13 protein-coding genes are annotated in these 13,027 nt (G+C 38.7%); 4 read left to right on the forward strand and 9 right to left on the reverse strand.

Going from position 1 to position 13,027, the window contains the following annotated elements:
• The first annotated feature begins 21 nt into the window (after nt 1-21).
• Nucleotides 22-858, forward strand: a complete 837-nt coding sequence (locus MST18_RS06420; RefSeq protein ID WP_078193964.1) for a pyruvate, water dikinase regulatory protein — start codon at nt 22-24, stop codon at nt 856-858.
• A gap of 980 nt (nt 859-1,838) precedes the next feature.
• Here the strand turns inward: MST18_RS06420 and MST18_RS06425 are convergent.
• The 5 genes from MST18_RS06425 to MST18_RS06445 form a co-directional block, all read right to left on the reverse strand.
• Nucleotides 1,839-2,411, reverse strand: a complete 573-nt coding sequence (locus MST18_RS06425; RefSeq protein ID WP_180133139.1) for a flavoprotein — start codon at nt 2,409-2,411, stop codon at nt 1,839-1,841.
• A gap of 263 nt (nt 2,412-2,674) precedes the next feature.
• Nucleotides 2,675-3,151 carry an inner membrane protein YiaA gene (gene yiaA / locus MST18_RS06430; RefSeq protein ID WP_180007913.1) on the reverse strand — a complete coding sequence of 159 codons (477 nt, stop codon included), beginning with the start codon at nt 3,149-3,151 and terminating at the stop codon, nt 2,675-2,677.
• 233 nt (nt 3,152-3,384) lie between these two features.
• A complete protein-coding gene (locus MST18_RS06435; protein ID WP_180133140.1) occupies nt 3,385-4,392 on the reverse strand; it encodes an LLM class flavin-dependent oxidoreductase in 1,008 nt (335 codons plus the stop codon).
• 177 nt (nt 4,393-4,569) lie between these two features.
• Nucleotides 4,570-5,097 (reverse strand): hypothetical protein, encoded by a 528-nt coding sequence (locus MST18_RS06440; RefSeq protein WP_180133141.1) that lies wholly within the window; start codon nt 5,095-5,097, stop codon nt 4,570-4,572.
• 289 nt (nt 5,098-5,386) lie between these two features.
• Nucleotides 5,387-5,815 (reverse strand): glycine zipper domain-containing protein, encoded by a 429-nt coding sequence (locus tag MST18_RS06445; RefSeq protein WP_078193959.1) that lies wholly within the window; start codon nt 5,813-5,815, stop codon nt 5,387-5,389.
• Nucleotides 5,816-6,182: 367 nt separating this feature from the next.
• Between MST18_RS06445 and prfA the strand changes: the two genes are divergently transcribed.
• Nucleotides 6,183-7,271 carry a peptide chain release factor 1 gene (prfA, locus tag MST18_RS06450; protein ID WP_078193958.1) on the forward strand — a complete coding sequence of 363 codons (1,089 nt, stop codon included), beginning with the start codon at nt 6,183-6,185 and terminating at the stop codon, nt 7,269-7,271.
• Entirely contained in the window at nt 7,271-8,089 is an 819-nt protein-coding gene (gene prmC / locus MST18_RS06455) for a peptide chain release factor N(5)-glutamine methyltransferase (RefSeq protein ID WP_180133142.1), read from the forward strand. Before prfA ends, prmC begins: the two co-directional genes overlap by 1 nt.
• Nucleotides 8,090-8,204: 115 nt before the next feature.
• Here the strand turns inward: prmC and MST18_RS06460 are convergent, their stop codons facing one another.
• From MST18_RS06460 to MST18_RS06475, 4 genes are all read right to left on the reverse strand, one after another.
• Nucleotides 8,205-8,966: an ABC transporter permease gene (locus MST18_RS06460; protein ID WP_373684472.1), complete on the reverse strand. Its 762-nt coding sequence runs from the start codon at nt 8,964-8,966 to the stop codon at nt 8,205-8,207.
• A 70-nt stretch (nt 8,967-9,036) separates the two neighbouring features.
• Nucleotides 9,037-10,005 (reverse strand): aliphatic sulfonate ABC transporter substrate-binding protein, encoded by a 969-nt coding sequence (locus MST18_RS06465; protein WP_180133144.1) that lies wholly within the window; start codon nt 10,003-10,005, stop codon nt 9,037-9,039.
• 314 nt (nt 10,006-10,319) lie between these two features.
• On the reverse strand, nt 10,320-10,673 hold the full coding sequence (locus MST18_RS06470) for a hypothetical protein (RefSeq protein WP_180133145.1): 354 nt from the start codon (nt 10,671-10,673) through the stop codon (nt 10,320-10,322).
• A gap of 200 nt (nt 10,674-10,873) precedes the next feature.
• Nucleotides 10,874-11,908 (reverse strand): AraC family transcriptional regulator, encoded by a 1,035-nt coding sequence (locus MST18_RS06475; protein ID WP_180133146.1) that lies wholly within the window; start codon nt 11,906-11,908, stop codon nt 10,874-10,876.
• Between the two features lie 141 nt (nt 11,909-12,049).
• Between MST18_RS06475 and MST18_RS06480 the strand changes: the two genes are divergently transcribed.
• Nucleotides 12,050-12,820 carry a 3-hydroxyacyl-CoA dehydrogenase gene (locus MST18_RS06480; protein ID WP_180133147.1) on the forward strand — a complete coding sequence of 257 codons (771 nt, stop codon included), beginning with the start codon at nt 12,050-12,052 and terminating at the stop codon, nt 12,818-12,820.
• Nucleotides 12,821-13,027 lie beyond the last annotated feature (207 nt).

The raw sequence follows: 13,027 nt of genomic DNA on the forward strand, positions 1-13,027 counted from the left end.
AAATTTTGGAGGAGAATTTTAATGTCAGAAGGTAAACAGATTCAGCGTAGTGTTTTCTTTGTTTCGGATGGTACCGCAATTACCGCAGAAACCCTTGGACACTCACTGTTAGCCCAGTTCCCTCATGTAGATTTTGACATTCATATTATTCCATATATTACCTCTGAAGAAGCAGCTACAAATGTGGTTGCAGAGATCAATCTTAGAGCGCAGCAAGACGGTCAAAAGCCTTTGGTGTTTGATACCCTTGTAGACCCGTATGTACGTGACATTATTAATACTGCAAATGCAATAAATCTTGATGTTTTTGAGGGGCTTATTAGTAAATTGTCGGACGAGTTGGGTACAGCTCCTACGACTTTAGTCGGTCAAACCCATGCAGTTACAGATTCTGAGTCTTATAAAGCACGTATTGATGCGGTGCATTTTGCTTTAGATAACGATGATGGGGCACGTACTCGTCATTATGATAAAGCAGATTTGATTTTAATTGGAGTATCACGTTCGGGTAAAACACCAACTTCGATCTATCTCTCTTTGCAATTTGGTATTCGTGTGGCGAACTATCCTTTGACAGAAGAAGATTTGGATGACAACCGTTTACCTGCAGTTTTACGTGAACATAAACATAAGTTGTTTGGCTTGATGATTGATGCAGAGCGCCTTGTAGCAATTCGTTCAGAGCGTAAGGCCAATAGTCGTTATGCAAGTTTTAGTCAGTGCCAAATGGAACTACGTGCGATTGAAGGTATTTATATTTCTGAAGGAATCAAATACTTAAATGTGTCTGAAATGTCGATTGAAGAAATTTCAACACGTGTTTTACAAATGACCGGACTGAAGCGTCGCATTGGTTAAGTGTAAATTGAGCCACTTTGGTGGCTCTTCTGATAATAATAAATTACCGTATAAATTATATAAAAATAGTATTAATTTCTGGTTTGTCATACTTTTAATGAATGATAAATATTTAAGATATTGATGAAAATTTTCCTCAATATTTAGACTTAAATTTTAAGCAATTTTTGCATTCATTTGTGTACCAATTCGATAAATTTCTTTGCCTAAAAATTTATAAAATATGGCCAAATTGACAGCACAAATCTTTTATAAAAATCCGTGTTTTGCTGTATTTTTATCTATGAATTAAGCCTGAATAATCCACTTGATATGAGTTGTGTAAATACAAGATTTAGCTGATATAGTTTAATATTTAATCAATTTTTCAAAAATACTGATTTAAATGCTAAAAAAATAGGCAGAAAATAGAATAAAAAATAATCAAACAGTTGCTTTTGGGTGCTAAATATAAAGAAATGTCACCATTTATTTAATTGATGTGAGTGAAAAATATTCAAATTGATAACATTCAGGCTCTAAACTCCGATATAAATTGATATTTAAACTGGATTTCAATCTGTTATTTTCCTATTAAATATAGATAACAATATAGGTAAATATCGGTTGAACATAAGCATCAATATAAATTTTTCAACTTACAGTTAAGGAGTAAATAGAGCTGTGTAAAAAAATAAGCACTGAAAAAATTATTGGTTTGACTAATCTTCTTATAGCTATATTGATCATAATTATTTCAAAGTTACACCTCTATAAACTCGCTCTATCTACAGGTGTAATGCTGATGCATGAATTATGCAATAGAGCTGATAAAGCTATTTTTCATTTATGAGTTTATAAGAATTTTTAGCCTTATCGAATTGAAGTATCCAATATAGTAGGGGAGCTACCAAAAGCCGCCAGAGATGGCTTTTGGTATTGTGATTTTTGATCAATCACAAAAATTTAATAGATGTCATGTGAAAATAATTGCAATGTCATTACTTTTCTTTGGATTGGTTAGATTCACTGCGAACAATGACATCACACTCAAACGTATGTTCATCTAAAGCCGTGATTGAATTACTCTGAATTTTAGCAATCGGCCAAGTGTTTAAGATGCAGTTGGGCTGCTGTAATGCAGCATAATAATGATCAGATTTTAGAAAAGTTTTATTTTGAATTGCGGTATTTGGACTGAGTAAATGTCTTAACCAATGATTCGGTACTTGATCTTCTAAAAACCGAATCGCCAAAATACTCTTAATACGATTGCTAAATAAACGTCGATTTTTTGCAATCAGTGGATGTTGGATTAATTTATTCAGTAGACGTTCGGTGCGTGGTAAGACAAATTGCGGTTTGATTTGATAGACCATGATGTTATCTGCAACCTGACATAGATGATGTAGTTCAGAGACCACATGCTGATCTATCCCAATAATGGCGATTTTTTGATTCTTAAAATCATAATCTTTGATCTGTTCTGAACCGATGATCGTTCCACGAAAGTGTTCAAAATCCTCTAGATGATTATTAAAAATATGGTGGGTTGCATCCTGCTTGTTGGCCATATTTATTCCTTATCTTTTGTTTTTTTAGTTGAGTCTTAGATAAGAATATATTCTGTGATGGGCCACTTGGCGTAAAGCGTTATTTCAGTCTGAAGAGTCATGCAATTTGTGTAGAATTGATTTGCTTGGCCCTTGTCATTTATACATTTCTAGGAGTGAACTGATTTTTTTATGCGTTGTAGTTCATTAACCGCTCAAACAGATCGATAAAACAATGAGCGACCTGCATGAACAGCTTTTGAGATCTATAAATTTTGTGAGTTTTAAAGTGGTTCATCATCTGATGAGTTATAGTCAAGCTGACTCGTGGTTGAATGTTTAAGTTCGGGTTGGTCGGTATGTGTACGTAAATAGTCCATATCACGAATATTTTTTTGTACAGCAACTGCACCAAACAGACTCATTAGGAAAGCCATCATGTAAAAACCTTTTTCACTTAATGCCAGTTCAGCATTCCATAGACCAATGGCAAGAAGTACGAGGCAAATAATGACGGATGCCCAGCACAGTCCAAAGTAGATTGCAGTGACATGCATTCCTTCTAAACGGTCACGAATGATTTTTTGTAGTGAAACCGATGAAAATAATCCATAAAGCAATAAAATGAGATAAAAGCCTTTTTCATTCAACATCATATTTGCATTGAATAAACCTATGCAAAACACCACAGCGCCTAAGATCAGTGCACACCAACTTGCTGCGATAAATGCGGGTGTGGGTTTATTAATATATTGGCTCATCTGCTTATTTTTCTCTTTGTTTTGCTTATGTTTAATATTTATACAGCAATAAAAATGAGTAAAGCAATTATTTCGTTGAGGCAATGATGGTTTTTAAGTACAGGTTTGGTCGTTGTTAGCCAAAACCATATTATCTGTTGACTGCTATCCGTCTAAAGAGCCACAAAAAATGTAGTCACAATTCTACCTTTAGACGGATTAAACGCTTGGATTAGATCATTAAGTTGAGAGTCTTAAGCCAGATCATTTTTGATTTGCATTAAACGTTCGAAGTTTTCAATGCGCTTATCGGTATCGTAAATGTCGCAGGTGAAAATAAATTCATCAACGTCATATTTGGTGAGTAGGTTTTCTAAACCTGCTCGAACGGTTGCATTTGAACCGACTTGTCCCATAGCGTAGAAATTATCAACAGACATCTTCTCTGCAGCAGACCATAAGCCTTGCATACTGTCGACTGGAGCTTTGAGTTTTAAACTTTGACCACGCATTAAACCTAAAACGCGTTGATAAGCACTCGTTGCCAGATATTCTGCTTCTTCATCTGTTTCAGCAACAACCGTTGGTACGCCCATAGAGACATAAGGTTGATCTAAATATTCGGATGCTTGGAAATTTTCACGATAGAGCTGAATCGCTTGTCCAAGCATGCGTGGTGCGAAATGAGAAGCAAAAGAATAGGGTAGACCTAAACGTGCAGCGAGTTGTGCACTGAATAAACTTGAACCTAGCAGCCATACGGGAACATGTGTATTTTGTCCCGGTGTGGCAATGATGCGCTGGTGAGGTTCAGGTGCTTTGAAGTATTGTAAAATCTCAAGAACATCTTGTGGAAATTGATCTTCGGTTTCCTGACGGCCACGGCGTAGTGCGCGCATGGTGGTTTGGTCAGTACCTGGTGCGCGACCTAAACCGAGTTCAATACGTCCAGGATATAACGTTTCAAGCGTGCCAAATTGTTCAGCGGCAACTAAAGGCGCATGGTTGGGCAACATAATCCCACCTGAACCGAGCTTGATAGATTGTGTATTTGCTAAGAGATAACCGAGTAAAACCGCAGTTGCAGAACTTGCGATGCCGTCCATATTGTGGTGTTCGGCTAACCATAGACGTTCATAGCCAAGCTCTTCTGCTCTCTGCGCTAACTGGAGTGCATGTTTGAGCGAAAATTCGATGGTTTTATCATCTCGAACAGGTGCGAGTTCAAGTATTGAAAATTTTGTATCGGCTAGAGTACGCATGTTTTCTCTCAGAGATCTTTATATCGAAATAATACGATATAAAAAGCTGAATGTATATCGAATAAACTCGATATGGTCGTGGGGCGGTGTGAAAAGACAACTTTAGATATATCTAAACTTTTTTATATACAAAAAAAGCACCCGAAGGTGCTGATTTTTTTCATTGAAATATATCGATTAACGTTTACCGTTTTTGTACCAACCTAAGTGACGACCATTGTCTCCACGGTAGCCTCGGTCGTGGTAGCTATAATTATTGGTACGATAGCCACGGTTGTTATAACGACGGTCATAGCGATCATCATAACGACCATTATAACGGTCATCATAGCGACGGTCTTCAGACACTTTTTTACCTAGTGCAGAACCACCAGCTGAACCAAGTGCAGCACCGATATAACCACCGTTTGTGCCGCCCATGTTTTTACCTACGGTATAACCACCTGCGCCACCAAGTGCACCACCGATGATGGCACCATTACGGTCACGTTTGTTTGCCGATGCTGCTGCACCTGCACCGCCACCAATTGCTGAACCAATCATTGCGCCAGTTTGGCCGCCAACTTGGTTACCGATTGCTGCACCAACAACACCACCTAAAGCAGATGTTAATGCAGTATTGGTGCTATTACCTGCATGTGTTGCAGTCATAGTAAGTGCTGAAGCGGTAATTGCTGCACTGAATAGAATTTTATTAATTTTCATTTTTAAACTCCTTACGAAGCATGATGTTTATCTGTTGATATCAATATATGAAAACACATAGCGAATATTTGGAGCGTGATGTGAAATAAAATACGTGTTCCGTTGCTGCAATGTAAATTTTGCACTTTATTTCTACATGATTGATGACTTGGTTGGAGGGAAGGCAAATCTAAATATTTATCAGGTGCAATAAATAAAGTTGTATTTATCATTTGAAAAAAGGCGATACATAAAAAAAGCACCCGAAGGTGCTATTTTCACTATTCAATAAGGACTCACTAATTTTGAATTAGTGACGACGACGGTAACGTTTTTTGTATTTACGTTCTTGGTGTTTGTCGTAAGCTTTATCTTTAGAGATTTTATTACCTAGAGCAGCACCACCAGCAGCACCTAGTGCAGAGCCGATGTAACCACCGTTTGTACCGCCCATGCTTTTACCAACAGTATAACCTGTACCACCACCTAAAGCACCGCCGATAGCAGATTCTGTACGGTTGCGTTTATTACTTGCTACTGCAGCACCACCAGCACCACCAAGAGCGGCACCAATTGTAGCGCCGGTATTACCGCCCATGTTTTTACCAATTGCAGTACCTGCAACACTACCTAATGCACTAGCTGCAGCAACGCGTGTTGTACTATCTGCATTTGCAGACACAGTGAACATAGAAGCAGTTGCTAGAGTGGCTGTCATTAAAAGAGTATTCAGTTTCATAGTTCACTCCATGTCCTTCATAAACACGAGGACTTTTCTTAATCATTTCGATGGCAGTAAATGTAACAAAACTATTCGCTATAAATATGGAGAGCTTTCTCTTTATTTGGTGATTTGAGTGTCTAGTTTGTATAAGTTTTATTAATATTGTGAAAAAAATGGTCGAATGCAGAAAATCTGTACGACTTTGTGGAGAAAGGTAGGAGTGATGAAGTTCACACTTTGATATTTAGGGTCATTGATAGGCCAAAAAACAATAGATATGTCATTTCAGACCCATTATCGGTACACTAGCGCCATTATTTTGAATTTTGGCATATCCGTGAAAGTTTAGCGGTAGAGCCTATGTATTGAGATTTTTTGAAAAATGAAAGAATCGTTACGTTTACGATTAGATCAGCTCTCTGACCGTCACGAAGAATTAAATGCATTACTCGCAGATGTAGAAGTCATTTCAGACAACAAACGTTTCCGTCAGTTGTCACGTGAGCATAGTGATTTATCTGAAATCACTGAAGTTTGGAAAAAATACCGTCAAGCTGAAGAAGATATTGAGACTGCTGAAGTAATGATGACGGATCCAGATTTTAAAGAGATGGCCGTTGAGGAAATCAAAGAAAATAAAGCTTTGATCGGTCAGCTTGAAGCAGACTTAAACATTCTGATGATTCCAAAAGATCCGAATGATGCGAACTCTGCTTATTTAGAAATTCGTGCCGGAACAGGTGGTGACGAAGCTGCAATTTTCTCTGGTGACTTATATCGCATGTACAGTAAATATGCTGAATCACAAGGTTGGCGTATTGAAGTGCTGTCTGAAAATGACGGCGAACATGGCGGTTATAAAGAAGTGATTTGCCTCATCAATGGTGAAGGCGTATATGGTCGTTTGAAATTTGAAAGTGGTGCACATCGTGTACAGCGTGTTCCTGCAACTGAGTCACAAGGTCGTGTTCATACTTCGGCATGTACTGTTGCGATTTTGCCGGAAGTTGATGTAGACACTAGTGTTGAAATTAATCCTTCAGAATTACGTATTGATACCTATCGTGCATCTGGTGCGGGTGGTCAGCACATTAACAAAACTGACTCCGCGGTGCGTATTACCCATATACCAACGGGTACAGTTGTAGAATGTCAGGATGAACGTTCACAACATAAAAACAAAGCCAAAGCGATGGCGTTATTAGTTTCTCGTTTAGAAAATGCCAAACGTGCGGCGGCAGATGCAGCGACATCTGAAATGCGACGTGACTTGGTGGGTTCTGGTGACCGTTCTGAGCGTATTCGTACCTATAACTATCCACAAGGCCGTATGACTGATCATCGTATTAATTTAACTTTGTATAAGTTAGATGCTGTGATGGAAGGTGATTTGACTGAATTGCTAGATAGTTTGCATCGTGAATATCAAGCCGATCAGTTGGCGTTATTAGCACAGCAGAATGGTGGCTAATGAATATTGCACAGGCTTTGGTCTATCGTGGTGAACCTGAAAGTTATGAACGTCAGGAAAATGCGTGGTTGTTAGAGCATATCACCAAGATTGATTCTTTTGATTTAATAATGAAAAAGGATCAAGAATTAACAGCTGAGCAAGAACAACAATATGTCGCATCACTTGCACGTATTGCAGCAGGTGAGCCTTTGGCATATGTCACAGGTTCTCAGCCATTTTGGACGCTAGACTTAAAAGTGACTAAAGATACTTTGGTACCACGTCCTGATACGGAAGTACTTGTTGAAACTGTACTGCGTTTAGAACTTCCTGAAGATGCTCGTGTGGTCGATTTAGGAACAGGAACTGGTGCTGTAGCGTTATCATTAGCCAGTGAACGTCCAGATTGGTCAATTGTGGCTTCAGATATTTACGAACCTACATTGGAAGTCGCTGAGTTTAATGCCAAAAAGCATGATCTTGAACATGTGCAGTTTGTCTTAGGTTCTTGGTTGAAACCCTTTGGTCGTGCTTTCTTTGATGTAATTGTGTCAAATCCGCCGTATATCGATGCTGATGATGTACACATGAAGGATTTGGCGACAGAGCCTGAACGTGCTTTGGTTGCAGACAATCATGGGCTTGCAGATCTTGAGCAAATCATTCTTCAAGCCAAAAAACATTTAACCGTGAATGGTTGGGTGGTGCTCGAACATGGTTATGACCAAGGTGAAGCGGTCAGACATTTGTTCTTACAAGCTGGGTATCGAAATGTTCGGACTGTAAAAGATTATGGTGGCAATGACCGTGTCAGCTTAGGTCAGTGGCAACATTGATTTGGTATTAGAGAAATAGTCAAAAATAAAGCGCATTGAATGCGCTTTATTTTTTTGTTTTTCAATTCACATGTGAGCGTTTGTATGTGTGCATTTGCAAGTGTGGAAAAATACGTTACTTCACCACATCACGCCAACGCAATAGATATTGTTCTAGATATTTCATCAGGCTATCGGTGATTTTCCCTAAGAGTGCCAATAGAATAATGGCAATAATTACGATATCTGGACGTGAGGTTTCACGACCATCACTGAGCAAATAGCCAATACCTTGCGTGGCTGCAATCAGTTCGGCAGCAATCATAAACATCCACGCCAAACTTAAACTATTGCGTAAGCCTGTAAGTATACCCGGCGATGCAGCAGGTAAAATAATCTCACGAATCTGCCTGAAATATTTCAAACGATAAACTTGTGCAACTTCAATGAGTTTTCGGTCTACACCTTGAATCGCTGCAACGGTATTGGTATAGGTCGGGAAAAAAGCACCTATGGCAATGAGGGTGATTTTTGAAGATTCATCAATACCTAACCATAAGAGCAGTAAGGGAATCCATGCCAAACTAGGGATAGATTTAATTGCTGAAAATGTAGGTTCCAAAAATGCTTCGGCTTGTTTGTTCAAACCGACCAAGAGTGCAAAAATCAGAGCAAGTCCGCTACCAATAAAAAAGCCTAAAAATACCCGCCAAGTACTGGTCCAGATATGCTGCCAAAGTTTACCTTCAGATAACTCTATAAATGACTGCCAAAGACTACTCGGAGCAGGGAGTAGATACGGTTCGATAACACCATTTTTGACCAAGATTTCACATAGCAGCAATAAAACCACAGGTAGAGCAAGACCTTTTAAAATCAAGATCAACTTGGGTTTTATATGGTTTGATGAATCGGAAGCGGTCGAAACCGCTGTATCGATTTTGGGTTGAGTCAGTGATGATGACATGTTATTTCACAACCTTTTTCGCATAACGTGCTTCAAAAAGTTGGTCAATGACTTGATTGACATTGGTTCCTTTACGAACTAAATCTTCTTCAGTCAAAATCGTGCCAGATTTCTTTAAGGCCGCAATGTGTTTAGCTGTTGGGATATTTTGATCAAAGTCGGTACGACTCAACTGAAGCTTGGCAACAGCCAATGGAAGCTTGGACTCACGTGCTAATAATTCGGCTAATTTATCTGGATTGACTTTGGCCCATTGTCGTGCTTGTTCATAGGCTTTAATCACAGCTTCAACGGCTTCAGGACTTTGCTGGCTAAATTGTTGTTTGGTGCTTAAAACACTATAGCTGTTAAAACCCACATTTCTATACAGCAAACGTGCGCCTGATTGTACCTGTGCCGATGCCATAAGTGGATCTAATCCCGCCCATGCATCGACTTGACTACGTTCTAAAGCTGTTTTTCCATCAGGATGTTGTAAATGTACCAATTGCACATCACGTTTATTGAGGCCGACTGTTTCCAACGACTGCAATGTAAACATGAATGGATCGGTTCCTTTGGTTGCTGCAATTTTTTTGCCTTTGAGGTCTTTCAGACTTTTAATCGGAGAGTTTTTTGCCACAAGCAATGCCGTCCATTCAGGCTGTGACTGGATGTATACAGTTTTAATCGGACTGCCATTGGCACGACTCAAAACGGCTGCAAGTCCTGCCGTTGAGGCAAAATCCACACTGCCACTATTGAGATATTCGAGTGAGCGATTACTACCTTGGCTAAAGACCCATTTAATTTGTGTTTTGGGTAATGCTTTTTCTAAGAGTTTTTGTTCCTTCACCACTAAACTGGTCGGTGCATAGTAGGCATAATCCAGTTTAAGTGTCGAAGGAATAGCAGCAAAGATAGAGCTACTGAATAGGCTGAATGTCAGCGTAGAAAAAATTAGTTTTGAGCTTTTAAATAGGGAAGTCATATCGTTCACAATCAAGTGTTGAATTATGAGCACATAGATACGACGGAAATATTTCAGAAACAAAACAGAATAAATGCTAAGAATAATAGAAATCGAGATAAGCGTATAAATCAAATATAGGTATTTGATTTAAAATACTTTATTGGATTTAATTGTGATGAAATTTCGTTATATAAATTAATGTGTAAACTTGCATGAAAAATGCTTAGATATTTTAGTGTAATGAATATTCAAAAATTATAGTGAATTATAGACGTAACATAATCTTTCCAATAAAAAAGCAGCTTTCGCTGCTTTTTATATGTGATCAATACTTACATTGGGTAGTCTTGTAAGCTATCGAAAACTTCAACTTGTTCTAAAGCTGCTGTTTCTACTGCAAGACAGTAAGCAATAATTTTTGCAGTTGCATTGACTAAATTTTCATCTTTTAGATTTGCACCCGCTTGAATTGCTTCAATGTCATCTGCTTGGATATCCAGTGCATGAGCAACTTCAACTGCATTTTCAGTGCTAAAAAATTGTGAGATTAAATTTTGCAAATCGATATCTGCGACAGTTTTAAGCTGTTCATGAAACAGGTCATCAATTGCGTCAATCTGAGTGAAAAGAGAATCTGAAAAGTTTTGAACAAGTTGTTGTTCAAGAACATCAATCATCTTAAGCATAGGAAAGCCTTTCAAGGAGATGCAGGAGAATTGGAAAATAAATAAGCAAATCGCTTTAAATTGAGTGAAAAATAACCTAATTAGACTAAAGTAGCAATCGTTCAAGGATGAATGGTCAGTCTATTTATTGAATATTTTTAAGTTATTGATTTTCTATTAATTAGATGAATATTCAATTTATAAATAGCGAATATCAAATTTTAGGCCTTGAATTCAGGCGCATTATTTTGTCGATATGCACCAGGACTGACACCTGTCCATTTTTTAAAAGCCCGATGAAAAGCACTCGGATCATGAAAATTTAGTTCTTCACTGATATCTTGTAAGCTTTTATCGGTATGGGTTAAAAAATCGATGGCGGTATCTCGTCGGATATCATTTTTGAGTTGTTGATAACTCACACCTTCACTTTTAAGACGGCGATGCATTGTGGCTTCCGACATATTCATTTTGACCGCCAACTCATAAAACTCTAACCATTCGGCAGGAGGAACGTCTAACAGTTGTTTACGAATTTGGCTGCTGAGCGCATACGGGTTTTTAAAGCGTACCAAAAGGTTTTCAGGTGTTTGTTGTAAGAATTGATACCACGAACGTGTGTTTTGCTTGATTGGTAGACTTAAATAACTGGCATCGAGCTGTATGTAGTTTTGACTGGCTTGGTAATGAATATTTTCACAGAAGCGAACTTTGTAGTCGTGATCATCAATAGGTGCATCACATTTAAATTGGATTTGGTTTAATAAAATCCGCTGACCACTTAGCCAGCACAGTAGCGTATGGATGAGCATTAAATATGTGGCATAGCTGAACATGCGTTTAGGCGCATGTTGGTCATAGATCACGATATAAGCAAAGTGATCTTCAATGGTTAAATCACTATGCAAGTCATCTAAAACCAGATTTAAAAATTGTAGGATTTGCTTGAGTGCATCACCCAAGGTGCTGTTATGCATGACCATTTTCGACAGTAGCTTAAAACTGCCACGTCGCATGGCATGCCGATCCATGCCAAAAAATTCATCATCCATCACATCTGCAAGATGAGTCCATAAAGCCGCATATTGTGAAACAGAAACTCTGGTTTTACTCGATAGCAGTAACTCTGAGGGTATACCAGACTTATGCAAAATAGCAGAAATATCAAAGTGCTTTTTTTGCGCATCGTGTAATGCTTCATGCACCAAGTCGATAGAAATCGTCCCTTTACTGTATTCGAGTCCATGCTTCGGCATATGTTCGGATAGGTCCTTGTTCAGAATTGTCCAAATACATCAGAAAAGATGCAACATTTGGAAATTGTACTGAATAAATTCTCTGTTTACTCTGCATCTTAAGTCGAATTTAAAACAAGACATCATAAATAGGGAAATGCTATGGACATTAAAGGAAAAGTTTTCGTCGTGACCGGTGGTGCATCGGGTTTAGGCGCTGCGACAGCAACACATCTGATTGGCTTGGGTGCCAAAGTGATTATTGTGGATATGAATCATGAGCATGGCGAAGCAATGCAACGTCAACTGGGTGATCATGCGAAATTTGTTCAATTGGATGTTACCGATGAACAAGCGGTCGGCGCTTTCTTTGCACAAGTTGAAGTGGAATTTGGTCAACTTAATGGCTTAGTGAACTGCGCAGGTATCGCACCCTCTGCAAAAGTTTTAGGTCGTGACGGATTACATGATTTGGCGATGTTCCAAAAAGTATTAAATATAAATGTTTCAGGTACATTCAATATGCTGCGCTATGCGGCACAACTGATTGCTAAATATGAATTAAAAGCGGGTGAAGAAGAGCGTGGGGTGATTGTGAATACGGCGTCGGTTGCGGCTTTCGATGGTCAAATTGGTCAGTCGGCTTATGCAGCATCCAAAGGGGCAGTGGTTGCAATGACATTACCTCTTGCACGTGAGCTTGCACGTGAATCAATCCGTGTGATGACCATTGCTCCGGGTATTATGGAAACGCCGATGCTCAAAGGCTTAGCACAAAATGTACAAGATGCTTTGGGGCAAATGGTGCCTTTCCCTCCACGTTTAGCAAAACCGCAAGAGTTTGCAAAATTAGTGACGCATATTTTTGAAAATGCTTATCTCAATGGTGAAGTGATACGTCTTGATGGCGCGATCCGTATGCAGCCTAAATAGTTATTTATTAAAACTGCTTATTCAGGCTTCTACGACGGAGTCTGATCGAGAATAACTTCGTTGACAGTAGCTTATCTCGTTACTTTTGTTTCGGCAAAAGTAACCAAAACCATAGTCATTTGTAAAACTCGTCATCAAGTATTTATTGATTTACAGATTACAGAAACATTAGAGATTAATGGCGTCCTGCCTCAGACAGTTGCAAAT

Source organism: Acinetobacter sp. YH12068_T (assembly GCF_024606005.1).
In the GTDB taxonomy this organism is placed as follows: domain Bacteria; phylum Pseudomonadota; class Gammaproteobacteria; order Pseudomonadales; family Moraxellaceae; genus Acinetobacter; species Acinetobacter amyesii.

What these genes read in the sequence shown, in the direction of transcription:
- MST18_RS06420 (WP_078193964.1), top strand. Translation starts at nt 22, where the DNA reads ATGTCAGAAGGTAAACAGATTCAGCGTAGTGTTTTCTTTGTTTCGGAT.
- MST18_RS06425 (WP_180133139.1), bottom strand. Translation starts at nt 2,411, where the DNA reads ATGGCCAACAAGCAGGATGCAACCCACCATATTTTTAATAATCATCTA.
- yiaA (WP_180007913.1), bottom strand. Translation starts at nt 3,151, where the DNA reads ATGAGCCAATATATTAATAAACCCACACCCGCATTTATCGCAGCAAGT.
- MST18_RS06435 (WP_180133140.1), bottom strand. Translation starts at nt 4,392, where the DNA reads ATGCGTACTCTAGCCGATACAAAATTTTCAATACTTGAACTCGCACCT.
- MST18_RS06440 (WP_180133141.1), bottom strand. Translation starts at nt 5,097, where the DNA reads ATGAAAATTAATAAAATTCTATTCAGTGCAGCAATTACCGCTTCAGCA.
- MST18_RS06445 (WP_078193959.1), bottom strand. Translation starts at nt 5,815, where the DNA reads ATGAAACTGAATACTCTTTTAATGACAGCCACTCTAGCAACTGCTTCT.
- prfA (WP_078193958.1), top strand. Translation starts at nt 6,183, where the DNA reads ATGAAAGAATCGTTACGTTTACGATTAGATCAGCTCTCTGACCGTCAC.
- prmC (WP_180133142.1), top strand. Translation starts at nt 7,271, where the DNA reads ATGAATATTGCACAGGCTTTGGTCTATCGTGGTGAACCTGAAAGTTAT.
- MST18_RS06465 (WP_180133144.1), bottom strand. Translation starts at nt 10,005, where the DNA reads ATGACTTCCCTATTTAAAAGCTCAAAACTAATTTTTTCTACGCTGACA.
- MST18_RS06470 (WP_180133145.1), bottom strand. Translation starts at nt 10,673, where the DNA reads ATGCTTAAGATGATTGATGTTCTTGAACAACAACTTGTTCAAAACTTT.
- MST18_RS06475 (WP_180133146.1), bottom strand. Translation starts at nt 11,908, where the DNA reads ATGCCGAAGCATGGACTCGAATACAGTAAAGGGACGATTTCTATCGAC.
- MST18_RS06480 (WP_180133147.1), top strand. Translation starts at nt 12,050, where the DNA reads ATGGACATTAAAGGAAAAGTTTTCGTCGTGACCGGTGGTGCATCGGGT.